This window comes from Pseudomonas lactis (assembly GCF_001439845.1).
Taxonomy (GTDB): Bacteria; Pseudomonadota; Gammaproteobacteria; order Pseudomonadales; family Pseudomonadaceae; genus Aquipseudomonas; species Aquipseudomonas lactis.
Genome location: NZ_JYLO01000003.1, coordinates 252,071 through 275,979 on the forward strand (window position 1 = coordinate 252,071; position 23,909 = coordinate 275,979).

General features: G+C 58.9%; 23 protein-coding genes. 9 read left to right on the plus strand and 14 right to left on the minus strand.

Annotation, left to right across the window (positions count from 1 at the left end; genetic code table 11):
• Nucleotides 1-41: 41 nt before the first annotated feature.
• Together TX24_RS06175 and sfnG are read left to right on the plus strand one after the other, a co-directional pair.
• Nucleotides 42-827, plus strand: a complete 786-nt coding sequence (locus TX24_RS06175) for a sulfite exporter TauE/SafE family protein (RefSeq protein WP_054897461.1) — start codon at nucleotides 42-44, stop codon at nucleotides 825-827.
• A 586-nt stretch (nucleotides 828-1,413) separates the two neighbouring features.
• Nucleotides 1,414-2,538, plus strand: a complete 1,125-nt coding sequence (gene sfnG / locus TX24_RS06180; protein ID WP_057709911.1) for a dimethylsulfone monooxygenase SfnG — start codon at nucleotides 1,414-1,416, stop codon at nucleotides 2,536-2,538.
• A 37-nt stretch (nucleotides 2,539-2,575) separates the two neighbouring features.
• Here the strand turns inward: sfnG and map are convergent, their stop codons facing one another.
• Both map and TX24_RS06190 read right to left on the minus strand, forming a co-directional pair.
• Nucleotides 2,576-3,346, minus strand: a complete 771-nt coding sequence (map, locus tag TX24_RS06185; protein ID WP_057709912.1) for a type I methionyl aminopeptidase — start codon at nucleotides 3,344-3,346, stop codon at nucleotides 2,576-2,578.
• A complete protein-coding gene (locus TX24_RS06190; protein WP_003190946.1) occupies nucleotides 3,346-3,546 on the minus strand; it encodes a ParD-like family protein in 201 nt (66 codons plus the stop codon). The genes map and TX24_RS06190 overlap by 1 nt, the downstream gene beginning before the upstream one ends.
• 370 nt (nucleotides 3,547-3,916) lie before the next feature.
• Here TX24_RS06190 and TX24_RS06195 point away from each other — a divergent pair, with 370 nt between their 5' ends.
• Nucleotides 3,917-4,186 carry a DUF1652 domain-containing protein gene (locus tag TX24_RS06195; protein WP_034135492.1) on the plus strand — a complete coding sequence of 90 codons (270 nt, stop codon included), beginning with the start codon at nucleotides 3,917-3,919 and terminating at the stop codon, nucleotides 4,184-4,186.
• A gap of 72 nt (nucleotides 4,187-4,258) precedes the next feature.
• Here TX24_RS06195 and TX24_RS06200 read toward each other — a convergent pair whose 3' ends face one another.
• From TX24_RS06200 to TX24_RS06240, 9 genes are all read right to left on the minus strand, one after another.
• Nucleotides 4,259-6,859, minus strand: a complete 2,601-nt coding sequence (locus TX24_RS06200) for an autotransporter family protein (protein ID WP_057709913.1) — start codon at nucleotides 6,857-6,859, stop codon at nucleotides 4,259-4,261.
• 145 nt (nucleotides 6,860-7,004) lie between these two features.
• Nucleotides 7,005-7,943 carry a carbohydrate kinase family protein gene (locus tag TX24_RS06205; RefSeq protein WP_034135494.1) on the minus strand — a complete coding sequence of 313 codons (939 nt, stop codon included), beginning with the start codon at nucleotides 7,941-7,943 and terminating at the stop codon, nucleotides 7,005-7,007.
• 12 nt (nucleotides 7,944-7,955) lie between these two features.
• On the minus strand, nucleotides 7,956-9,437 hold the full coding sequence (xylB, locus tag TX24_RS06210) for a xylulokinase (RefSeq protein ID WP_057709914.1): 1,482 nt from the start codon (nucleotides 9,435-9,437) through the stop codon (nucleotides 7,956-7,958).
• 138 nt (nucleotides 9,438-9,575) lie between these two features.
• Complete coding sequence (locus tag TX24_RS06215; RefSeq protein ID WP_057709915.1) at nucleotides 9,576-11,057, minus strand: mannitol dehydrogenase family protein; 1,482 nt, start codon at nucleotides 11,055-11,057, stop codon at nucleotides 9,576-9,578.
• Nucleotides 11,058-11,075: 18 nt separating this feature from the next.
• Entirely contained in the window at nucleotides 11,076-12,179 is a 1,104-nt protein-coding gene (locus TX24_RS06220) for an ABC transporter ATP-binding protein (RefSeq protein ID WP_003190952.1), read from the minus strand.
• A gap of 22 nt (nucleotides 12,180-12,201) precedes the next feature.
• Entirely contained in the window at nucleotides 12,202-13,032 is an 831-nt protein-coding gene (locus TX24_RS06225) for a carbohydrate ABC transporter permease (RefSeq protein ID WP_003190954.1), read from the minus strand.
• Nucleotides 13,033-13,042: 10 nt separating this feature from the next.
• Nucleotides 13,043-13,933: a carbohydrate ABC transporter permease gene (locus TX24_RS06230; RefSeq protein WP_003190955.1), complete on the minus strand. Its 891-nt coding sequence runs from the start codon at nucleotides 13,931-13,933 to the stop codon at nucleotides 13,043-13,045.
• 176 nt (nucleotides 13,934-14,109) lie between these two features.
• Nucleotides 14,110-15,420 carry an ABC transporter substrate-binding protein gene (locus tag TX24_RS06235; RefSeq protein WP_032892053.1) on the minus strand — a complete coding sequence of 437 codons (1,311 nt, stop codon included), beginning with the start codon at nucleotides 15,418-15,420 and terminating at the stop codon, nucleotides 14,110-14,112.
• 644 nt (nucleotides 15,421-16,064) lie between these two features.
• Complete coding sequence (locus tag TX24_RS06240) at nucleotides 16,065-16,313, minus strand: DUF6124 family protein (protein ID WP_003190957.1); 249 nt, start codon at nucleotides 16,311-16,313, stop codon at nucleotides 16,065-16,067.
• Between the two features lie 286 nt (nucleotides 16,314-16,599).
• Between TX24_RS06240 and TX24_RS30375 the strand changes: the two genes are divergently transcribed.
• From TX24_RS30375 to TX24_RS06270, 6 genes are all read left to right on the plus strand, one after another.
• On the plus strand, nucleotides 16,600-16,980 hold the full coding sequence (locus TX24_RS30375) for a PAAR domain-containing protein (RefSeq protein ID WP_003190958.1): 381 nt from the start codon (nucleotides 16,600-16,602) through the stop codon (nucleotides 16,978-16,980).
• The gene (locus TX24_RS06250; protein WP_057709916.1) at nucleotides 16,977-18,440 is read left to right on the plus strand and encodes an S-type pyocin domain-containing protein; all 1,464 of its coding nucleotides are present in this window, start codon (nucleotides 16,977-16,979) and stop codon (nucleotides 18,438-18,440) included. Before TX24_RS30375 ends, TX24_RS06250 begins: the two co-directional genes overlap by 4 nt.
• On the plus strand, nucleotides 18,440-18,901 hold the full coding sequence (locus TX24_RS06255; protein ID WP_032900596.1) for a DUF6392 family protein: 462 nt from the start codon (nucleotides 18,440-18,442) through the stop codon (nucleotides 18,899-18,901). The genes TX24_RS06250 and TX24_RS06255 overlap by 1 nt, the downstream gene beginning before the upstream one ends.
• A 303-nt stretch (nucleotides 18,902-19,204) precedes the next feature.
• Entirely contained in the window at nucleotides 19,205-19,591 is a 387-nt protein-coding gene (locus TX24_RS06260) for a DUF6392 family protein (protein WP_057709917.1), read from the plus strand.
• 163 nt (nucleotides 19,592-19,754) lie between these two features.
• Nucleotides 19,755-20,234: a DUF6392 family protein gene (locus TX24_RS06265; RefSeq protein WP_003190963.1), complete on the plus strand. Its 480-nt coding sequence runs from the start codon at nucleotides 19,755-19,757 to the stop codon at nucleotides 20,232-20,234.
• A 168-nt stretch (nucleotides 20,235-20,402) separates the two neighbouring features.
• On the plus strand, nucleotides 20,403-20,879 hold the full coding sequence (locus tag TX24_RS06270; protein ID WP_032900597.1) for a DUF6392 family protein: 477 nt from the start codon (nucleotides 20,403-20,405) through the stop codon (nucleotides 20,877-20,879).
• A 90-nt stretch (nucleotides 20,880-20,969) separates the two neighbouring features.
• Here TX24_RS06270 and TX24_RS06275 read toward each other — a convergent pair whose 3' ends face one another.
• The 3 genes from TX24_RS06275 to TX24_RS06285 form a co-directional block, all read right to left on the minus strand.
• The gene (locus TX24_RS06275; protein WP_032900598.1) at nucleotides 20,970-21,428 is read right to left on the minus strand and encodes a hypothetical protein; all 459 of its coding nucleotides are present in this window, start codon (nucleotides 21,426-21,428) and stop codon (nucleotides 20,970-20,972) included.
• Nucleotides 21,429-21,524: 96 nt separating this feature from the next.
• Nucleotides 21,525-22,430: an AraC family transcriptional regulator gene (locus TX24_RS06280; protein ID WP_003190965.1), complete on the minus strand. Its 906-nt coding sequence runs from the start codon at nucleotides 22,428-22,430 to the stop codon at nucleotides 21,525-21,527.
• Between the two features lie 72 nt (nucleotides 22,431-22,502).
• Nucleotides 22,503-23,792, minus strand: a complete 1,290-nt coding sequence (locus TX24_RS06285; RefSeq protein ID WP_057709918.1) for a glycosyltransferase — start codon at nucleotides 23,790-23,792, stop codon at nucleotides 22,503-22,505.
• Between the last annotated feature and the right edge of the window lie 117 nt (nucleotides 23,793-23,909).

Consider the following 23,909-nt stretch of genomic DNA (forward strand, 5'->3'; position numbering starts at 1 on the left):
TATCCTGCGGCCAGAAATTTATAAGGCCACGGGTAGCTGGAATGGATGTAGGTAATATTGGTTTCGTGGTTGCCGGCCTGATCGTGGGTTTTATTGTGGGCATGACGGGGGTGGGCGGCGGTTCGCTGATGACCCCGATCCTGCTGTGGTTTGGCATCAACCCGGCCACCGCAGTGGGCACCGACCTGCTGTACGCCGCCATTACCAAGTCCGGTGGCGTGCTGGTGCACAGCAAGAACAAGAATATCGACTGGACCATCACTGGCTGGCTCACCCTGGGCAGCGTACCGGCGGTGTTGCTGACGTTATGGTTCCTGGCCAGCCTGCACACCGACCCCAGCGCGATGAACGCGGTGATCAAGCAGGCCCTTGGCGTGGTATTGCTGCTGACGGCCCTGGCGATCCTGTTCAAGAAAAGCCTGTTGGCTTTTGCCCAGCGTCATGCTGGTGATTCCTACCATCTGCGCCCGCGTAACCTCAATGCGCTGACGGTGGTGACGGGGGCGATTCTTGGCACCATGGTGGCGCTGACCTCGATCGGCGCGGGCGCTCTGGGTACGGTGGCGCTGTTTATCCTGTATCCGTTCCTGGCCACGCGGCGTCTGGTTGGCACAGAGATCGCCCATGCGGTGCCCCTGACATTGGTGGCGGGCCTGGGCCATGCCAGCATGGGGAATATGGACTGGCATTTGCTGGGGTTTTTGCTGATGGGGTCGTTGCCGGGGATCTACGTGGGTAGCCATATGACGGGTAAGATTCCCGATGGGGTATTGCGGCCGTGCCTGGCGGTGATGTTGATGGCGGTGGGGTACAAGTTGGCGTTCTGAGTACGTGGCCTGACACCCCACGATCCAAATGTGGGAGCTGGCTTGCCTGCGAAGGCGGCCTCACAGTCGACACCGTTATACCGAGTACATATCCATTCCTGCGGTAACGGCCACTTAGGGTTCCGCCCTGACGGCGGCTCACTTTCGAAAAGCGCGAAAGTAAGCAAAGCGCTCTTGCCCCACCACTCGGCACCTCGCCTGGGCTCGGTGTGCCCGTAATCCGCCAGTGATTTGGGGGGCCGCCGCCACGCGCCATCCATGGCGCGGGGCGGCTAAACCGGCATCCCTGCCGGTTTACCCCCCAAATCCCTGTCGAATTCCGGCCAGCGTGGTTTAACGGGGCGCCTGAGATCAAAAGCAGATCAAGATCAAGAGCTACTCGCTTCGCATCGTGGGTACGCTTGGTGCTGGTCGCAACTGTTGCTCCAGCAACAGCAGATCCACAAACTGCTGCGATCCCGGACACTGGCAAGCCATCGCGTCAATCCCGCTTTTTTCCCGCAACCCCCAGGCTACGGGCATTTGCCTGCCCCTGGCACGCTTGCTGCGTAAGCACTGGTACATCCCCTGTGCGAGGTACCGTCCGATGAGTCAGCAAGCCGTGAAATTTGCCTATTGGGTACCCAACGTCAGCGGTGGGTTGGTCGTCAGCAAGATTGAACAGCGTACCCACTGGGGCATCGAGTACAACCGCAAACTGGCGCAACTGGCGGAGGCGGCGGGCTTTGAGTATGGCTTGACCCAGATTCGCTTCACCGCAGGCTACGGCGCCGAAAACCAGCATGAATCCGTGGCGTTCAGCCATGCGTTGCTCGCGGCAACCACCACCCTCAAGGTCATCGCGGCGATTCTGCCCGGGCCGTGGCAACCGGCGTTGGCGGCCAAGCAGTTGGCGACCATCGACCAACTCACCAATGGCCGTATTGCGGTGAATATCGTCAGCGGCTGGTTCAAGGGCGAATTCCAGGCCATTGGCGAGCATTGGCTGGAGCATGATGAGCGCTATCGACGTTCCGAAGAGTTTATCCGTGCCCTCAAAGGCATCTGGACCCAGGACGATTTCACCTTCAAGGGCGACTTCTATCGCTTCAACCATTACACCCTCAAGCCCAAGCCCGTGGGCCAACCGGAAATCTTCCAGGGCGGCAGTTCGCGGGCGGCGCGGGACATGGCGGCGCGGGTGTCGGATTGGTATTTCACCAATGGCAATACGCCCGAAGGCATCAAGGCACAGGTCGATGATATTCGCGCCAAGGCCGCTGCCAACCAGCATTCGGTGAAGGTGGGGGTGAATGCCTTTGTGATCGCCCGCGACACGGAGGAGGAGGCGCGGGCGGTGCTGGCGCAGATCATCGACCAAGCCGACCCGGAGGCGGTCAATGCCTTTGGTGACGCGGCCAGGCAAGCAGGCAAGGCGTCGCCGGAGGGCGAGGGCAACTGGGCCAAGTCCAGCTTTGAGGACCTGGTGCAATACAACGATGGCTTCAAGACCAACCTGATCGGCACGCCGCAGCAGATCGCCGAGCGCATCGTCGCACTCAAGGCCGTGGGGGTGGACTTGGTGCTCGCAGGCTTTCTGCACTTCCAGGAAGAAGTGGAGTATTTCGGTAAACGTGTATTGCCGCTGGTGCGCGAGCTGGAAGCCAAGTCCACTGTAGGAGCGAGCTCGCTCGCGAAAAACGTCAACGAAGAAGTGGGTAGCCTGGTTTAACGCGTGGTCCTTGAGGCCTTCGCGAGCAAGCTCGCTCCTACAGGGTGTGAAGGTTTTGAGGGGTTTGCAAGGTCAGCACTTCAAACCCATCCGCCGTCACCGCCACGGTATGTTCCCATTGCGCCGAGAGGCTGTTGTCCTTGGTGACCACCGTCCAACCGTCTTTCAGGCTGCGGGTTTTGGCGCTGCCCTGGTTGAGCATCGGCTCGATGGTAAACACCATGCCTTCGCGCAGTTCCAGGCCGGTGCCGGGGCGGCCGAAGTGCAGGATTTGCGGTTCTTCGTGCATTTGCCGGCCGATGCCGTGGCCGCAGTATTCGCGCACCACGCTGTAGCCATTGGCTTGCGCGTGGCTCTGGATCGCATGGCCGATATCGCCCAGGCGCACGCCGGGCTTGACCTGGCGGATACCGGCCCACATAGCCTCAAAGGTCATGTCCACCAGGCGCCTGGCCTTGGGCGTCACGTTGCCGATCATGTACATCTTGCTGGAGTCGGCAATGAAGCCGCCTTTTTCCAGGGTGATGTCGATGTTGATGATGTCGCCGTCCTTGAGCAATTGCTTGGCGCTGGGCATGCCGTGGCACACCACTTCGTTGATCGAGGTGTTGATGCAGAAGGGGTAGTCGTACTGCCCCAGGCTGGCAGGGCGGGCCTTGAGGTCATTGCGGATGAAGGCTTCGACGGCGCTGTCCAGCTCCAGGGTAGAGCGGCCGGCGGCGACGAAGCCGTCGAGCATGTCGAAGACCTGCGCCAACAGGCGCCCGGCTTCACGCATTACGGCCAACTGTGCGGGGGTCTTGATCATCAGCTACGCCCCCGGATCAGGTCGGGTTTGTCCAGCAACAGCTTGTTGATCAGCTCGTTGTAAGGCAGGTGCGGGTTGAGTTCGGCGAGCAGGCCGATCTTGATCCAGAACTCGGCCTGGGCGTTGATGGAGCGGTCCATGGCGGCGCTGGCCAGGCGCAGTTGTTCGTGCAGCTGATCGGTGATCTTGACGATGCCCATAAGGTTCACTGTGTTTAATTGATATACGAATCGTATATGTTTCGTATGGTTATCGCAAACCTCCGTCGGCTTAACGGTGGTGGGCTGATTGGTTGCGATATGTTGCCGAAAAAAGGATTTCCACATAAACGCCTGTCCCCCACGCTGCGGGTTAAACGTTTAATCGATGTCGTTCGGCGATGATGCCGAACAGGCCGTTTTCTTTAATATGAGCAAGCGGTTTGCTTATGAGGAAAGGTTACAACCACCACGGTTTTTGCCGAGTAGGCTTACTGATTGAAAGCGTCTTCTAGGGTTGGCAAGACGTGGCAGGCAAGTGCCTGTCGGATACATATAACTGTTGGCAGTCTCAAAAAAGGAGAGGTTAGCCATGCTTTCAGAACTAGAGCTTCGCAGCATTATTGAAGGAAGTTTCCTGCCTAAACGGTGCGAGTGCACCAAAGCCGAGGATGCGTCGTTGACGATTAAAGTCTACGACGAGCGCGACCGCGACCGGGTGGATTTGGAAGTCAAAGGTATAAACGCCGACAAACTCGACAGCAGTCGAGCCATTTGCAACCTGATCACCGGGTTGCGTGAGGACCTCAGGCACAACCACGCACCGGTCCTGCAACGAGCAGGCGGGCGCGGTTATCACTAGTTGATCGCTTGAGGGTCAATTGAGACCGTGGGCCTGGTATGTGCCAGGCCCAACGCTGACAAGACTTCACCTTTACCAGCTCACTCTCACGCCGATACTACCGCTGGCGCCCTCAAAGTTATTGTCGTCCAGCCCGGTTCCATATTTGCCCTCCACATATGCGCTGACCGCGGATGACAATTGAGCCACGACGCCGGCGCCAATATCGGCGGTGGAGGACTTGTGATCGCTCTTGATCCGGTCCACATCATCGAACGTCACCGTGTCACTGCCGCCAAAGGTGTGCCAGACATTGGCCCGCAGGTACGGCTCCACGGGCATGTTGCTGACTAGATAACGGCCTTTCAGGCGTGCACCGAGGCGGCCGGTCCAGTACTCCTGAGAGTCGAAGGAGACCTTGGAGATGCCATCGTGCTGGCTATCCAGGTCGATTTTCTGGCCGATCACCTGGGCTTGTGGCTCCACCACCCAATGTTCGGACAGCGTGATCGGGTAGCCGGCTTCGGCCGATAACGTCAAGGCGTGGCCCTCGATGTCCATCTTCACTCCTCGATCGGACTTGTTGTCCCCGTCCAGGCGGGTGCCCATGGCGACGAGGTCGACGTACCAGCCGGTGGGATCGGTGAGGGTCCAGTAGGCGCCGAAGTTGTCACCGTCGAGTTTGATCCGCCCGGCGCGATGGTCCTGCCAGCCCAGCGCAAACCCTTTTACGTCGCCGCGCAGGCGGCTCTGGCCGATAAACAGGCCAAAGCGTTGAGTCTGCCCACCGCCGGTTTCGCTGGCATAGAGGTCATGGCCGACCTGGTAGCCCTTGGACGTGCCGTCAAAACTCGGCGTTACCGTGCCCGACCAGCTTTTGTTGAAGTCACTGCCATAGGCGCGGGCCCAACCTGCCGGCACTGCACCGGTCTCGGTCAGCAGGCTTTGCTCGCCCTGGCGTTCATGAAAGGTACCGAGGGCTTGCAGCGTCATTACCTGCGCAGCGGGGATGTCCACTGAATAGACCGGCACCTCCAGGCGATACAGTGCAATAGGCGCCGCACCGGCCACGGCGCTTGGCAGCACAGGGTTGCTGGCCGCCGATTGCGGTGACGTGACTGCGGCGACTGGGCTGGGCGGTGGCGCGGGCGGCTTGATCGGTGCCACCGGCTGTGCGGTGGGCGGCTCCACGGGCGGCTCATCGGGGCCGACCACTGGCGCAGTGGGTGGAATGGGCGCCACCGCTACCGGCGGTACAACGGGCGGCGGCACGGAGGGAACGGCCGGCGGTTGCACCGCTACCAACGAGGAGCGCAGATACCAGTTGTTTTCTGTGCCGGCGGTAACGCCGCCCTTGAACAGCATGTACTCATAGGCCCCGGCGGAGACCGAGCCGTTCAAGGCGAACGCATCGGTGCTGCTGACAGCGCCGTTGAGCGCCTGGACCACTTCGATGCCGTTGTTCTGGGTCAGCCCACCGGCACCGCCGAGGTTGCTGACGCCCAGTTGCGTGTGGCCACTGATGCTGCCGTCGGAAACCACCAGCTTGTCGGTGGCCGAGTTTTCATCGCCGAGTACGGTTTGCAGATGCAACCGGCCGTTGTTGCCTACGTAGTTGCCATGCACCGTCAAGACGCTGGTCGCGCTGTTGTCGCCGGTCATGTCGATCGTGCCGGCGTTGTTCAGCGTTGCCAATTGGCCTGCGGTATAGGGGCGAATAGCGCCTTGGGTCACGGCCAGCGTGCTGCTGCCATCGATGTTGAACGTACCGGTATTGCTCGCACTGTCGCCAAGGAAAAAATCCCCGGCCAGGTCAAAGCGCGAGGCGTTGTCGAGGTTGACCGTCTCCCAGCCGACATAGCGTGCGGGCGTACTGGAGGTGGTGTTATCGAAGGTCAGTTGATCGTTGCCCAGGCCGCCATCGACCGACGGCGTACTGGCCAGCAGGCTTTCACTGAGGTTGCGGAGCAGGGCAGTGTCGTCGCCATCACCCATCAATACCGACGAGTTGATCTGGCCTCCACCCAGCCAGTTAAACGTATCGTTGCCGACGCTGGCGCGAATCTCGCCATTGATCACGCCACCGCTGACGGTAATGCTGTCATCGCCGCCGCTGGTACTGATGTTGCCACCTATGAAGCCGTTTAACATGCGGATCGTGTCGACATCAAAGCCGGTGACCAAGTTGCCTTCAATGGTCCCCCCGGTCATTTCATAGAAGTTTTTATCCAGCTTCATATTGACCCGACCGATAGTGCCACCGCTCTGGTAGGCCACATCGCCGTCCTCAAAAGCACCGACGATGGTGCCGCCCTCCATTCTGAAGGTGTCGAGACCATCGCCCTGGAACAGGGCCAGGATCTGCCCGCCCGTCATGAGGAAATCGTCGATACCGGCGCCTTGTTGCACCACACCGGTGATCAGGCCCGAGTCGATGCGCACGGCATCGACCCCAGGGCCAAAGGTGACATTACCGTTGATGGTACCGGTGCCGCCCGCAGGGAGGTTCAGGCGGTTATCCCCGGAAAGATCGGTCAAGCCGGGACTGCTGCCGCTGTCGCACGTGTAGGTGTCGTTACCGGTTCCCGGGGTGAGAACGCAGGCGGCGTGGGAGGATTGAGGGATCATGTATTGCAATGAGATGAGGCCGACAGCTAAAACGGCCCGGGTCGAGAAACCACTGGGCTTTTGCATGGGGGTGTCCTAGGTTTGTTGTAATAACTGCTCCTGTTTTTGGGTTTAGCACAGTTTTTCAGTAGCGCAATTTTTTTGTACATGACGCGCAGGCCACGGAATACGTGGCCTGCATGCTGGCACTTTGATTTTTTGCCCGCTCGCCTCAATCCAATTGGTGACGATAGGGCAGGTCCGGCCCTGTCTTGCCGCAGGTCAGGGCGGCAGCCCGAATCGCGAAACCCAGCATGGCGTCGATCTGCTCGCGGCTCAGGTTTTGCAGCCCGTCAACTGAATCCAACTGCTGTTCCGTCAGCCACGCAATCAGCGCCGCCTGGAAGGTATCACCAGCGCCCACCGTATCGGCCATCACCACCTTGACCGCAGGTTGCGACCAGGTGCCATGCTGACGGCTAAACACCGACGCGCCATCGCCACCACGGGTGAGGAACACCAATTGGCAACGGTGTTGCAGCCAGCCTTGCAGCACGCTTTCCGGTGTCTGTTCGGGGTAGAGCAGGTGCAGGTCTTCGTCGCTGACCTTGATCAGGTCGGCGTGTTGCACCAGCTCTGCGACGCGCGCACGCCACAGCTGAATATCGGGCTGCGGGTTAAGGCGCACGTTGGGGTCGAGGCTGATCAGGCGCTTGCCGCTTTCACGCTTGACCAGGCTCAGCAGCGTGTCACCAATGGGCTGTACCACCAGTGAAAACGAGCCCACATGCAGCCCGCGAATCTCATCGCTCAGGGGCGGCAGGTGCGTCAGTTGCAATTGCCGGTCGGCGCAGCCTTCGCCGCGAAAGCTGTACTGCGGCGAGCCGTTGGCGCCCACGGCGACCATCGCCAGGGTGGTCGGCGCGTCGAACTCAACCAGAAAGCGTTCGCTGATACCTTCGTCTTTCAGTACTTGCTGCAAGCGCCGTCCAAGGTAATCGGTGGACAGGCCGGCGAAGAACCCCGACTCGATCCCCAGGCGGCGCAAACCCACCGCCACGTTGAACGGCGAGCCACCGGCAATCGCCTTGTAATTGAGCTTGGCGGCCTGCCCGCTGGCATCCTCCTCGCTGAAGAAATCAAACAGCGCTTCACCACACACCAGATACATAGTTGCTCGCTCTTAAAGGGTTGCCACATGCTGTTGATAACGCTCATACGCCTGTTGATAGGCGCTGACATTGGCGGCCACGGGTAAGGTGCGGCTGGCAGGGTCAATGCTCACGCATTTGTCGCACAGGCTGGCCAGCGGTTCGCCGCTCTGGCACCACGCCGCCTGGATCGCCGCGCCCAGGGCGGCGGCCTCGCTCTGTTCGGTACACACTACTTCGGTGTGCATGATATCGGCGACCATCTGCCGCCACAGCGGGCTTTTCGAGCCGCCGCCGATCAGGCGGATGCTCTGGCTTTGCAGGCCGGTCTGGCGCAGCAGGTCGAGGCCATAACGCAGGCCGAAGGTGGTGCCTTCGACCACCGCGCGGCACAGGTTGGCGCGGGTCAGGTTGGTCATGGTCAAGCCCTGCAGGCTGCCGGTAGCGTGGGGCAGGGCGGGCACGCGTTCGCCGTTGAGAAACGGCAACATGCTCACCCCCTCGGCGCCGATCGGCGCCTGTTCGACCAGGGCGTTGAAGGCGTCGAGGTCCAGTTCGAACAGCTCGCGAATCACCCCGGTGGCATTGGTCAGGTTCATGGTGCAAATCAGCGGCAGCCAACCGCCGCTGGAAGAGCAGAAGGTCGCCACCGAGGCCTGGGGGCTGACGTTCGGCTGGTCGGCAAAGGCATACACGGTGCCCGATGAACCCAGGCTCATGGTGATCACGCCGGGGGCGATATTGCCGGTACCAATGGCGCCTATCATATTGTCGCCGCCACCACTGGACACCACCGCGTTGGGGTTGATGCCCAGGCGCTCGGCGATGGCCGGCAGGATGGTGCCCACCGCTTGGTCGGCTTCGATCAGTGTCGGCAACGCGGCTTGCAGGCGGCCGCTGGGGTCGATGTGCTGGAGCATTGCCACATCCCATTCGCGGCGGCGCACGTTGAAGTAACCGGTGCCCGATGCGTCGCCGTACTCGGCGCAGGCGCGGCCGGTGAGCCAGTAGTTGAGGTAATCGTGGGGCAGCAGGATATGGGCGATGCGCGCGAAGACGTCCGGGTGCTGTTCACGGGTCCAGAGCAGCTTGGACACGGTGTAGCCCGGTGCGATAGCCACACCCAGGCGCTCCAGGGACCCACGTTCGCCGCCCAGATGTTGCAGCAGCCGGTCGTTCTCCGGCGTGGTTTCGGTGTCGCACCACAGTTTGGCCGGGCGCAACACTTCACCTTGTTCGTCCAGTAGCACCAGGCCGTGTTGCTGGCCGGACACGCCGATGCCGAGGATGTCCTGGCCATCCACGCCGGCCTGTTGCAGGGCGCGGTGGGTGGCGGCGGTGAAGGCGTCCAGCCATTCCTGGGTATGTTGTTCGCGGCGACCATTGGCGCCGCTGATCAAAGTGTGCGCGGCGGCGCCCAGGCCCAGCACCTTGCCGCTGGACGCATCGAGGACGATGGCCTTGGTGCCCTGGGTGCCGCAATCGATGCCGAGGTAAAGGTTTTGCTGGGTCATGAGGGAGTGCTCAGCAGTCTTATTGTTGGATTGAAAATACGGTCGATGTGGGAGCTGGCTTGCCTGCGATAGCGGTGGTCCAGTCAACCCTGCGGTGACTGCCAGACCGCTATCGCAGGCAAGCCAGCTCCCACCTGTTTAATCCGGTTTGTTCAGCAGGTTTTGCAGTGTGGCTGTGACGCCTTTGTCGCGCAGGCTTGCATAGCAACGCTCGAACGCTGCCACAAACGCCGCCGACTTGGGAATAGCCGTGCCAAAAATCTCTTCCACCCCCAGCAATCGCTGGCTGATCAGCGCATCATCGCTCACCAGGTCCTGGCAGAACGCTGCCCGTGGGTCCGGGATGCTGTAGCGCGTGCCGTTTTCATCCACGCCTTTCAGGTACAGCGCCCAGGCCGCCACCACCAGCGCGGCACGCTCAGTTTCGCGGCCGTCGGTAATCAGGCGGTTGATGGTCGGCACGGTGAACTTGGGAAACTTCGATGAACCGTCGGAGCATACGCGCTCCAACTGGTCGGCAATCGCCTGGTTGGAAAAGCGATCCACCAGGGTCTGCTTGTACTCGGTCAAGTCGATACCGGGCACCGGTGCCAGGTTCGGCGTGACATCCAGGTCCATGTAGGCGCGCATATACGCCACGAACACGGGGTCGTTCATGGTCTCGTGAACGAACCGGTAGCCCTTGAGGAACCCCAGGTACGTCAGAGCCAGGTGGCTGCCGTTGAGCAGGCCGATCTTCATTTCTTCGTAAGGCGTGACGTCATCGGTGAACTGCACGCCGACCTTTTCCCAGGCCGGGCGACCGTTGACGAATTTGTCTTCCAGCACCCACTGCACAAACGGTTCGCACACCACCGGCCAGGCATCGTCAATCCCGTGCTGGTCGTGCAGTTGCAGGCGGTGGGCGGTGCTGGTCATTGGCGTGATGCGGTCAACCATGGCATTCGGGAAGCTCACGTTGGCCTTGATCCAGTCGTGCAGCCCGGCGTCGTGCAAGGCGGCGAAGGCCAGCAGGGCCTTGCGGGTGACGGCGCCGTTGTGGGGCAGGTTATCGCAGGACATCACCGTAAAGGCCGGCGTGCCGGCGGCGCGGCGCTGGGTGAGGGCGGCGCAGATAAAGCCGAACACGGTTTTCGGTGCCCTCGGGTGCGCCAGGTCATGCTGGATCTGCGGCAGGTGGGCCATGAACTCGCCGTTGCTGTCGTCGATGCAGTAACCGCCTTCGGTGATGGTCAGCGAGACGATGCGGATCTGGGGGCTGGCGAGTTTATCGATCAGCGCCTGGGCGCCGTCTTCGGCCAGCAGCATGTCGCTGATCGAGCCGATCACACGCACTTGCGTGTCGTCGGTGTCGCCCAGTTCATACAGGGTGAACAAGTAATCCTGGCCGGCCAGGTCATCGCGGGCCTTGCGGTCTTCACTGCGCAGGCCGACGCCGCAGATGCCCCAGTCCAGGCCCTCGCCGGTGTTCATCAGGGCATCGGTGTAAAACGCCTGGTGCGCACGGTGGAAACCGCCGACGCCAATGTGCGCGATGCCCTGGCGGGTATCGGCAAGTGCGTAGGTCGGCACCTGCACTTCGGGCGCCAGTCGGGTGAGGTTGGCTTTATTCAATTTCATCGGGAAATACTCACGAAATCAGGCGGCAGCGCGCAGTGGGCGGGCCACGGCGACGCCATCGGTGTCGAACAGATGGCAGTGCGCCGGGTCCAGGTGCAGCTGGAGCGTCTCGCCGTATTGGCTGGCCATGTCGCCACGGATACGCATGGTCAGCGGCTCGCCGTTACGGGTGATGACGTGGCAGAACGTGTCGCTGCCCAGGCGCTCGCCGACGTCGGCGGTGACGGTCAGGGTGGTTTGCCCTGGTGTGGCGATTTCCAGATGCTCGGGGCGAATGCCCAGGGTCACCGCGCTGCCCACGCTCAGGGTGGCGCCGCTCAACGGCAGGTTGATCAGGGTGCCGGCGTCCAGTTGCACCTCGCAGCCTTGGCTGTCGACGCGGGTGACCTGGCCCTTGAGGAAGCCCATCTTCGGCGTGCCGAGAAAGCCCGCCACAAACAGGTTGGCCGGCTGGTGGTACAGCTCCAGCGGCGAGCCGACCTGTTCGATGCGCCCACTGTTGAGCACCACCACCTTGTCGGCCAGGGTCATGGCTTCGACCTGGTCGTGGGTCACGTAGATCATGGTCGCTTGCAGTTCTTTATGCAGGCGCGCCAGCTCCAGGCGCATTTGCACGCGCAGGGCGGCGTCGAGGTTGGACAGCGGTTCGTCGAACAGGAAGATCTTCGGGTTGCGCACAATCGCCCGGCCAATCGCCACGCGCTGGCGCTGGCCGCCCGAGAGCTGCTTGGGCTTGCGCTCCAGCAAAGGCCCCAGCTCAAGAATACGCGCCGCTTCGCTGACTTTGCTCTCGACCAGTTTCTTGTCGACACCGGCCAGGTCCAGGGCAAATGACATGTTCTTGCGCACGCTCATGTGCGGGTACAGCGCGTAGGTCTGGAACACCATGGCCAGGTCGCGTTTGGCCGGGGTGACTTCGGTGATGTCGCGGCCATCGAGTTCGATGGTGCCGTCGCTGACCTCTTCCAGGCCGGCGATCAGGCGCAGCAGGGTGGACTTGCCACAGCCCGACGGGCCGACGAACACCACGAATTCCTTGTCGTTCACTTCCAGGTCGATGCCCTTGATGATGGAAAAACCTTCGAAGCCTTTTTGCAGATTCTTGATTTTCAGGTTGGCCATGATGGGCCTCCTTTTCGAATTATTATTTGACGGCGCCAAAGGACAAACCGCGTACCAACTGCTTCTGGCTGATCCAGCCAAAGATCAGGATCGGCGCGCAGGCCAGGGTCGAGACGGCGGACAACTTGGCCCAGAACAAGCCTTCGGGGCTGGAGTAAGAGGCGATCAAGGCGGTCAACGGCGCGGCGCTGGAGGAGGTCAGGTTCAGCGACCAGAACGCCTCGTTCCAGCACAGGATCAACGACAGCAACACCGTGGAGGCCAGGCCACCCTTGGCAATCGGCAGCAGCACCCGCACCATTTCCTGCCACAGGGAGGCGCCGTCCAGGCGGGCGGCTTCGAGGATGTCCTTGGGGATGTCCTTGAAGTAGGTGTACACCATCCACACCACAATCGGCAGGTTGATCAGGGTGTAGATGATGATCAGCGCAATGCGCGTGTCCAACAGGCCAAAGCTCTTGGCCAACAGGTAGATCGGCATCAGCACGCCCACCGGCGGCAGCATCTTGGTCGACAGCATCCACAGCAGCGTGCCCTTGGTGCGCTGGGTTTCGTAGAACGCCATGGAGTAGGCCGCCGGCACCGAAATCAGCAGGCACAGGGCGGTGGCGCTGAAGGAAATCACCACCGAGTTCCAGGCGTAGGCGAAGTAGTTGCTGCGCTCGTTGATGTGCAGGTAGTTCTCCAGCGTCGGCGTAAAGATGAACTGCGGCGGGGTGGCGAACGCGTCGATTTCAGTTTTGAAGCTGGTCAGCACCATCCAGAAGATCGGGAAGAAAATCAGGATCGCGATGGCCCAGGCCAACGTGCCGAGCAACAGGCTTTGCAGGCGGCGGGATTGTTGAAGCGTCATGGCGCGGCCCTCAAGGCTTGTCAGTCAGGTTTTTGCCGATCATCCGCACCAGGATGATCGCCGCGATATTGGCAATGACCACGGCAATCAAGCCGCCGGCCGAGGCCATGCCCACGTCGAACTGCACCAGCGCCTGGTTGTAGATCAGGTAGGCAAGGTTGGTGGAGGCGTAGCCGGGGCCACCGTTGGTGGTGGTGAAGATTTCGGCGAACACCGAGAGCAAAAAGATCGTTTCGATCATCACCACCACGGCAATCGGGCGGGCCAGGTGGGGCAAGGTCAGGTGCCAGAAGATCGCAATGGCGCCGGCACCGTCCAGGCGTGCGGCCTCTTTTTGTTCCTGGTCCAGGGACTGCATGGCGGTCATCAGCAGTAGGATCGCGAAAGGCAGCCATTGCCACGACACAATGATGATGATCGACAGCAGAGGGTAATGCGCCAGCCAGTCCACCGGCTCGGCGCCGAAGAACTTCCACACGGCGGCGAGAATCCCCGACACCGGGTGGAAAATCAGGTTCTTCCAGATCAACGCGCCGACGGTGGGCATGATGAAGAACGGCGAGATCAGCATCACCCGCACGACGCCGCGCCCCAGGAACTCACTGGCCTCCAGCAGCGCACTGATCAACACGCCGAACACCACGCTGATCAGCAACACGCTGCCCACCAGCAACAGGGTATTGGTGGCGCCGGGCAGGAACCCCGAGTCGGTGATGAAGTAGCTGAAGTTTTCCAACCCCACGAATTGGTTTTCGCCGGGGTAGAGCAGGTTGTAGCGGATCAGCGAAAAGTACAGGGTCATGCCCAGCGGCACGATCATCCACAGCAGCAGCAAGGCCACCGAGGGGCTGACGAGAAACCAGCCGGGGTTGGCCAGGCGGTTTTTGGTGGGTGTATTCATGGTGATCAGAACCAGTCAGATGCCTACAGAATCTGCGTCGGAGCGCGGTCACTGTGGGAGCTGGCTTGCCTGCGATGGTATCGCCTCGGTGCTACTGATAGACCGAGTTGTTTGCATCGCAGGCAAGCCAGCTCCCACAAAAGCCCTGCTCCTACATTTGCGCGGGTGAAATTGGGTTACTTGGGGTAACCAGCCCGCTTCATTTCCCGCTCGGTGGTGTTCTGCGCGGCGGTCAATGCAGCATCGACGGTTTGCTGACCGGTCAACGCCCCCGAGAAGAACTTGCCCACCTGGGTACCAATCGCCTGGAATTCAGGAATGGTTACCAACTGGATACCGATATACGGCACCGGCTTCTCGGTTGGCTTGGTCGGGTCGGCCACTTTCAGCGACTCCAGCGTCACCTTGGCGAACGGCGCTGCCTTCATGTATTCATCGCTGTAGGTGGATTGGCGCGTACCGGGCGGCACATTGGCGATGCCATCGGTCTTGGCCACCAGCTGTCCGTATTCCTTGGAGGTGGCCCAACTGGTGAACACCTTGGCGGCGTCCTTGGCCTTGGAACTGGTCGGGATCGCCAGGCTCCAGGAGTACAGCCACGAGGTGCCCTTATCGGTTTTCTCATGGGGCGCGAAGGTAAAGCCCACATGGTCTGCGACCTTGCTCTGGCTCTTGTCGGTGACAAACGAGCCGGCCACGCTGGCATCCACCCAGATCGCGCACTTGCCGCTGTTGAACAGCGCCAGGTTTTCGTTGAAACCGTTGCTGGAGGCACCCGGCGGGCCGGATTTTTTCATGTTGTCGACGTAGAAGTTCAGCGCGTTCTTCCACTCGGGGCCGTTGAATTCTGGCTGCCACTTCTCATCGAACCAGCGCGCGCCGAAGCCGTTGGCCAGGGTGGTGATCAGCGCCATGTTCTCACCCCAACCGGCTTTGCCGCGCAGGCACAGGCCGTATTGCTCTTTGGACTTGTCGGTGAGTTTGGCGGCGAATTCGCCGATCTGGCTCCAGGTTGGGTGCTCAGGCATGCTCAGCCCGGCGTCCTTGAACAGGTCGGTGCGGTAATAGGTGATCGAGCTTTCGGCGTAGAACGGCAGGGCGTACAACGAGCCCTTGACCGACAAGCCGTCACGCACCGAAGGGAACACATCGTCGAGGTCGTAGGACGCCGGCAAGTCCTTCATCGGCTCCAGCCACCCCTTGGCGCCCCAGAGTGCGGCTTCGTACATGCCGATGGTCAACACATCGAACTGCCCGCCCTGGGTGGCGATGTCGGTGGTCAGGCGTTGGCGTAGCACGTTTTCTTCGAGCACCACCCAGTTCAACTTGATCTCCGGATGCTCGGCCTCGAAGGTTTTCGAGAGCTTCTGCATGCGGATCATGTCGCTGTTGTTGACGGTGGCAATGGTCAGGGTTTGCGCGCCAAGGCTGACGGCGCTGAGGGTCATGCAGGTACAGGCAAGCAATGCTTTTGCTGTGAACTTCATCGCGCACTCCATTTCCGCGCCCAGAGGGCTACAGAAGGACGGTTATTGTTGTTGTGTCTTCCTACCAGGAGTCAGGAAGAGTGTGCGTTGATTACAGCCTTCAAAAGCGGCGGTGACAAATCCTTGGGAGCACGCTCACTGATACTTTTTTGCACTCGTCGACTACCTGATCGCTCCCACGCTCCGCGTGGTAACGCCGCTAGGGACGCTCTGCGTCCCCGGGTGACGCAGAGCGTCACGGTATGCATGCCCACGCGGAGCGCGGGAACGATCCTCTGGGCAGTGCTTAACGCTTGATCGTTCCCACGCTCCGCGTGGTAACGCCGCTAGGGACGCTCTGCGTCCCCAGGTGACGCAGAGCGTCACGGAATGCATGCCCCCGCGGAGCGCGGGAACGATCCTCAGGGCAGTGCTTAACGCTTGATCGTTCCCACGCTCTGCTTGGTAACGCCACTTGGGACGCTCTGCGTACCGGGGTGACGCAGAGCGTCACGGTATGCATGCCCACGCGGAGCGCGGGAACGATCCTCTGGGCAGTGCTTAACGCTTGATCGTTCCCACGCTCTGCGTGGTAACGCCACTTGGGACGCTCAGCGTCCCGGAATGCATGCCCACGCGGAGCATGGGAACGATCAGCGCAGTGTTTAACGCTCAATATCAGCCAGTACACGTTCAGCCAACAACCGAGACACCTCGATCAACTGTGCAATACCCAGCGCACCTTCTCGTCGCGAGCCGTCGAGTTCAAAGGCGAAATCGCAGGTGAGGGCGTGGGCAGAGGCGAGGGATTCGCTGAGGTTGACCAGCAGGTCTTGGGTGCAGATGCCGTCTTTAACGGTGAATAGCACGCTGGGTGCTGGATCGAGCGAGGGATTTGAGGTGGGTTTGATCATGGTCAAGCTCCGCAGATGTATTAAAGAATCCGGAGAAATACAGGCCGCGACGCCCGACCGCTGAGTGTGCAGCGGTGTAAGGAGACTAGAGATGGAGTGTCCTAGGGGCAACCTCAAAGCCTTGTAAGACGTTTCTGTTTTTCCCAATACCTAGCCGAACGGACAGTTGTTTGGCTTAGCGCCGGCCAGCAACATCTTTCTTGCGCCAGTTCGGCGCTATTCCCTTTGCACACATCAACGCCATGACCGCGTTTGAGTACCCCTGCGCGCTAAAAAAGGACGAGACATGAAAGACACCGCTACCGAAATCCAACCATCAACTCGCCCAATCAAAGCCATCTACGACTACGCGACACTCGGCTCGAGAACGCGTATGGGCGGAGAAATTATCACTGCAAGCACCAGCCTAGAGATCCATGACTTGCGCATCGCGTGCGTCGGCGACCGAGTGCGCTACCCCGATGGCAAAGAGAGCGAAATTGTCTCGGGAGCAGGTTTCGCAGCCACCTACAAAGGTCTGCCCATCGCCATTGTCGGCAGCGCTACCGACAACGGCGACACCGTGACGAGCAGCCTGCAAAACCTGGCTCAGGTGGTGGAGTACGCGGACGGCGAGGGTATTCCTGGTCTTCTAAAGGCTGGTTATCGCGTGGAGAGTCAGATGTGAGGCGCTACAACATCACCACCGGTTCAACCACCACGGTGGGTGGCAAGGTAACCAGCGGTTGTGAGGGCACCAGTTTCAACGGCGAAATGATCTCGAGGGAGGGTGACCGGGTCGCTTGTCCGGCATGCGGCACTGAAGGCTTCATCGCGCTTACCGGCCCTCATTTGCACGAAGAGTGGAACGGCAAACAAGCGGCGCTGGAGGGTGATCTGTGCATCTGCAAATGCGATCCGCCGCCGGAGTTGATTGCCAATCAGAGTTCCAAATCTCAGGAGTTCGATCCCCAACCTCAACGTGTCACCCCGATTGTAATGAGGCCGACTGCATCCGCCTCGCCCCCTTCGAATTATGCCGCGCCCGTTGAGTCGAATCGTGCCGCTGATGCCTGCGTTTTCGCCAAGTCCTGCGTTTCGGTACCGGCCGGTTCTACATCTGCGGGCACCGCCCCGGAAAACGCCAAAAACTTCGGCACCACCGCCCTCATGGCTTCAACCGGTAGCACGGGCGCCGTCGGCAGGGTAGCCGGCACACTCGGCAGCGACCTCGGTGCCTGGGCTGTACGAGGCTTGGCCGGCGCCAGTTCCGCCCTCAACCTCGTGCTGCTGGCATTCTGGCCACGGGATATCGGTGACTCAACGCTGTACACCCCGGAGCAGTTGGAGGGGATGCGTTTGGCCAGCACGCGAGTGCGTTTCCAGTTTCGCCAGGATGAGTCCGGTGAACTGCGTGTTTACGGCCTACATACCCAACCTGGCAGTGGCGCCGACCGTGTGCCGGTTGCACAAGCCCGGTGGAATGTGGACAAAAGCGCGATGGTGGCGGTACTGGATGGCATCAGCATCACATGGACGCCGAACCATGGCCCGGTTGTCAGCGTGCCGAGCCCGTATCCCGGAACACCGGAACGCTTGGATAACGTGTTTGTTCATCCGATTGCGGTGGGGCAAGATTCGGCGATCAGTCACTATCCAGGGCGGGATGCAGAAAACATCACCTGGCAGGATACGATCATTTCGTTTCCGGCTGATTCGGGTGTGCCGCCGTTGTATTTGGTGTTTGCCAAGCCGGCGGTCAGGCCGTTGGAGGTTGATATTTATGGTGCGTTCAGTGGACGGCCTCGTGAAGGAATGCACTTGGATCACATGCCTTCCCAAGCGGCGTTAGAGTATTACTTGGTAGAAAATTTTCCGCATCTTGATGAAGTTGATCGGAAGCAGGCAATGAAAAACGCTGTGAGCATCGCGATACCATCTCGTGTTCATCAGAAATACAGTGAGACCTTCGGAGGCAGAAACACAAAATTCAAACGACAGGTGGATGCAGCTGATTTACGAGGTGCGGTAGAGCGAAATTTTAATGCAATAAAGCCCTACATGCTTGAGGAAGGGTTCAAAGAAGCGGACCTTGAAGATGCGCGGACCAAGATGCATAAAATCAATAAAGAAATGGGGTGGTATTAATGGACGCGCCAACGATTAAGTTGTGGGTGGAGAGTTTAGGACTCGGTTTTACCGAACTTGTAGCAAGTGGGAAGGTTCCCAATCAACCGCTGATGAAGCCATTTGAGGACAGCGATTGGCCGACCATGCGTCCAGTAGAGGGAGTGGAGTTGCTCTTCAATGACAGGACCAAGTCCCTGAAGCAGATTCTGATCACACTCATCCCGACGGTCGGGCAACCGGTTTATGCTGGAGGGTTACCCGCTCCATTTTCCCTGTTGATTAATCAGCAAAGTGTGCGTAGTGCTTTGGGAGAACCTATGGATTCGAGAGGTCGTGCCAGGCTTCCAGGGGGGCTGGGTATACGGGGAGGGTGGGATGCATATAAGTTGTCCAACGAATGGCATCCGAATGCAAAAGTTATAATTGGTTATCTTGAAAGCTATGCTGTAAACAATATCAGTTTCTCGGTGATAAATTAGAAGCGTGTTGCCTCAAGCATGGAGCAGGTGAACTGCCAATATGATCGCCAGTTGCAAACTGGTGATCGCTTGCTCTGTGCTGTCCTTAATCCTCGATAGGAGACAATGTTCGCCTGTGGAGATTAGTCATTCGATCAAGCAAGTCGCCAAGGCATAGAGGTTGATCATTCTCGCCGGCACGATATCAATCAGAAACAAGGGTGGTATTAATGGATGCTGCAGCGATTAACAAGTTGATCAGTCGGCTGGGACGCACTTACGCCGAATTGATCAGTGAGGGCTTGATTTTCAGAGGCATCATTGATGCCGTTGTTGGATACCGCGGAAAACGAAGAGTGGGTCCAGTTTCCGGTCGAAGGCGTAGAGCTCTGGTTTGCAAAAAAAAATGTGATATTTGAGAAGGTATTATTAACGCTTATTCAACGCGACGAAAACGATCACGTTTACAAAGGGGGTCTACCGTCCCCCTTCGTTAGCCAGATGAATCAGTTCAGCGTTCGTAGCGAACTAGGTATGCCATATAAATCTATAGGTCCTAGCAAACTGCCCGGTAGTGGTAGCAAAAAAAGTGGTGGATGGGACGCATATCGACTGCATCAAGAAACCCATCCCGGCGTCCGTGTAGGTTTCAGCTACAATGCCGAAATGATGGTCGAAACGCTAACTTTTGCATTGTGCAGCGGAGAATAAGCCAGTTAGTTTGACTTGTTTCGAGCCGGTTTCTGCTCAGTTAGCCGCTGCAACGCCAAGCGCAGATAGTGCTTCTTTGATTTTAATCAAGTGCAGGTGATGAGTTCGGTATTGGAGCCTCTCGTCAGCAGCGATGACATTAACCAAACTCAGGAGGGTACTGGTGGGCGCCGGTGCGATCAGTCGTTTAGTTGGAGGGCTTGGTTTTCCTTATCAAAAATTGGTGAGCGAAGGGCTCATTCAGGATTTACTGCTCAAGCGGCTCTTTGATACGTCTGATAACGAGGAGCTGATTCAAAATCCAGAACCCGGCGTGAAATTATGGTTCTGGGCAGAAACAAAACGGCTGGAACAAGTAATGATCGTCCTGATTCAAACAGTCGGGCAGCCTGTCTATGCCGGGCAATTACCTCAACCGTTCAAGTTAGATATGGATCAACGATACGTACGTGAGGTTTTAGGTGTGCCCACTAAATCCAAGCCCTCCGTAAAACTGCCCGGTGGATTGGGCGTGCGGGGCGGAGCAGACATATATTACTTGGACCAAAAGGTACATCCCAACGTGATGGTAGCTCTCAGCTATCTGGAAAATCTTAGAGTTAACAATATCAGTTTCTCTTTGATTGATTCCGGACACGATTGAGCTCTCACAGAGGCTTGCTATAGCTATGGAGCGTCGAATTGCCAACATGATCGCCAGTGGCAATTAGCTGTTTGCTCCAGCAAGTCTCCCATGATTTTACGTGTGGCCAAGAACAGAATTCGCTCTTTCTCAGATAGACGATAACAGTCAAAAATAAGGATGGTATTGATGGGCGTCGTGACAATTGAGCGTTGGATCAAACATCTAGGATGGCTCTATGAGGATTTAATTTTTCATGGGATTATTCCAGACCTGCCACTCACTGAGCTCTATAACGGGCGTGATTGGTTATCGCTGAAAAAATCAGCTGACGGCCTGGAGTTAAGCTTCTGGGCTGAGACGAGGAGGTACGAGCGACTCTTTATCACCCTGCGCTCTACTGTTGAAGGTTCAACAGAGTACAAGGGTGAACTTCCCAAGCCTTTCGCGTTATTAGCATCCAAGTCAGAGGTGCGAGCAGCTTTCGGTATGCCCATGGAATCACAAGGCCTGACGAAGCTGCCTTTGGATACCGTATTGGGTGGCTTTGATACTTATTCGCTGGATCAGATTAACTTCCCAAATCTGAAAGTGTCCTTTCAGTACACATCCACAATGCAGATTAAAACGTTGGTTTTTTCGTTAATCAACCGAGGTCATCCTTAGTACAGCAGCAAAATTTATCTTTAACGTAGAAAAGCGTGGAATACTGAAAAAGGGCACGCATTTATTTAAGCCGAAATAAATGCGCCCCCTTTATGCCTTATGACTGTTGAACAAGCGGAAAAAACGTCCAAGTATACGGCGCCACGGACTGACCGGCCCTATCACATTGATCGTATCGATCACCATGATCCGGTTGGATTTGAAATTAAGGCGCACTGAAACTTCGCCGGTCACTGTGGACCGGAGGTAGAACCGGTAAAGGGCAGGCTTTCCAGGCGTTATATTATGCAGTTCTTCCGAGCCTCCCGGATGAGTGGCAATGAGTGTTTCGCCCGTTTGCTCGCCACGTAGCCGAATGGTCAACTGAATGTCTTCAAGTCCGGTCAATGCCCGGCCCCAATCTCTGGCTACCGCTCTGGAGAACCAGCGGTATTGATTGTCGTAATCGTCCTCATATATCTCGCCCTCACCGGTCCAGCTCCAAGTGTCCCCTGGGATATCGAAACGTGTGGATTCGTTGATAGCAAAAACAGTCGTCGACTTTTTCATGGCGAATTCCGCTCGGATGCCAGAACCCCAGCATGGCTAACCTCCTGGCTGTACGACACTGTCAGAATCGACAGTTCTGACCAGTGGATGCCCCGCTTAAGCCAGATTTTGCTCCGTCAACCGCTGCACCGCCAACCGCCGATAGTGAGACGGCGTCATCCCCTTAAGCTGCTGAAACCGCCGATTGAAGTTGGAAATATTATTGAACCCCGACTCAAAGCACACATCCGTCACCGCCTTGTCCCCATCGGCCAGCAATTCACAGGACTTGCTGATGCGCAGCCGATTGACGAATTCAATAAAAGTGCGCCCGGTCGCCTGTTTGAACACCCTGGAAAAATACGTTGGCTTCATCCCCAGGTACTCCGCCACTTCTTCCAGCGGCAGCTCCCGGGCGTAGTGGGCAAAGATGTAGTCCACCGCGCGGTTGGTGCGGTCGATGCTGTGTTCGTCGGCTTGCTGTGGCGTGGTCACGCCGGACAGTAACTGGTAGTCCTCACAGGCGCTTAATACTTCCAGCAGGATAAAGAAGTGCCCCAGGCGTGCCATGCCTTGGGCGTCTTCGATGCGTTGCATCAGGGTCATGGCGTGGGCGATGGTTTTCTTGCAGCGAAATTCGATGCCGTATTGCGCACGTTCAAGCAGCGGCGCCAGGCTTTTGAGTTCGGTGAAGATGTGGCTGCCGTGTTCGAACAATTCATCGGTGAAGTTCACCAGCATGTCGCGCTTGGGCACCACTTCGTCTTCTTCCACCTGGCTGATCCAGTTATGGGGCAGGTTGGGGCCGGTGAGGAACAGGCTTTCGGGGTAGAAGTTGCCGATGTAGTCGCCGATAAACACCTTGCCGGAGCTGGCGACAATCAGGTGCAGTTCGTATTCCTTGTGGAAATGCCAGCGCACCAGGGGGCAGGGGAAGCCGTGCTGGCGATAGATGATGGACAGGCCGTTGTGGTCGTCCATCAGCTCGTAGGAAGGGTCGGTGATGCGCGTTGCTCGGGTCATGCTGCCGTCGCTTTATTGTGGTTGCTGCGTAGGATAATGCCCCGTCCCGCGCGACCTCGCCAGCGCCAGTGTTTATAGGGTGCGGTTTTTGGCCTCGATCCACTGGGACATGTACTGGGTACTTTTATGCGCGTGGTGGCGCAGCATGCTGCCGGTGAAGTTGTCCCGGCGATGGGCCGCAAGGTTGCTGCGGCAACGTTCCAGGCATTCCACCAAGGCGGGCCCGTGCACGTCCTGGTCATAGCGCCGGGCCAGCAGTTGGCGCCCTTGTTCCTGGGCCTGGGTCCAGCGCTCGCGGCTTTGGTAAAGGGCAACGGCAGCGGCGGCCAGGGCCGGGGCGTCCTGTGCGATTACGCCGGGCCAGGGTTGGTCATCGCCCATGGCCTCGGCACCGATGGGGGTGGTGACATTGGGCGTGCCGCACAGCATGGCGTCCACCAACTTGCCCTTGATGCCGGCGCCAAAGCGCAGTGGTGCCAGGCAGATACGCGCGGCCGTCATGACTTGCAGCGCATCTTCGGCCCAGTTCATCACATGGAAACCCTGCGCCGGGTTGTGCAGGGCCGTGGCCTTGGGCGGCGTGTAGGCACCGTAGATGTGCAACTGCGCGCCCGGCAGTTGTTGGCGAATCAGCGGCCACAGGCTGTGCTTCATCCAAAGCACCGCATCCCAGTTGGGCGCGTGGCGGAAGTTACCGATGCTGAGGAAATGCGCACGGTCTTCAAAGGGCGCAAATGCGTCGGTGGGCGGTTGCAGCATCAACGGGCACCAGTGGAGCAGGGCGGCCGGCACCTTGAACTGTTCGGTGAGCAGGCGGATTTCCACGTCGGAGATCATCAGGCTGATGTCACAGCGGTAGATGGCGGCGATTTCGCGTTTGGCCAAGTCGGTATCGGCCATGCGCTGGAGCTCGTCCTCCAATGCCGGCGCGAACAGGGCGCTGAAGTCGTCGCTGTCGGGGTTGGCTTTCACCTGCTCCTTGAAACGCTGGTGGCGAGCGTCCCGCAGGCTTTGCAGGTCGGAGGTCTCCAGCACCCGCAGGGCGTCGGGGCAGCATTGTTCCACGCGCCAGCCGAATTGCTCCTCCATCATGAAACGGTCGAACAATACGATGTCCGGGGCCAGTTCGCGGACAAAGTCATCGAAACTGCTGTTATTCAGTTCGATGGCGCGTTCGGCGATTCCGAGTGCGGGCAGGTCGGCCTTGTGCTCGCCAATGGTGGCGGGGCTGCTGAAGGTAATGTCCCAACCTTGCGTAAGAAAGCTCTCAAGGATTTGCATCATATGCCCGCCCGCTGCCGAGGAGCGGGGCTCGGGCCAGACGTAGCCAATGACCAGGACTTTGGTGGCGGGTTGATGCATGAAATGAGTCCTTCGTGCCGTCGGCGGGCCTTAAAAAGCGAATGATTAAATCATACTTTTGCGTCGCAACAAGCCTTGCGAGCAAATGCTGATTAATGCGTGGTTTTTAATTGCGAA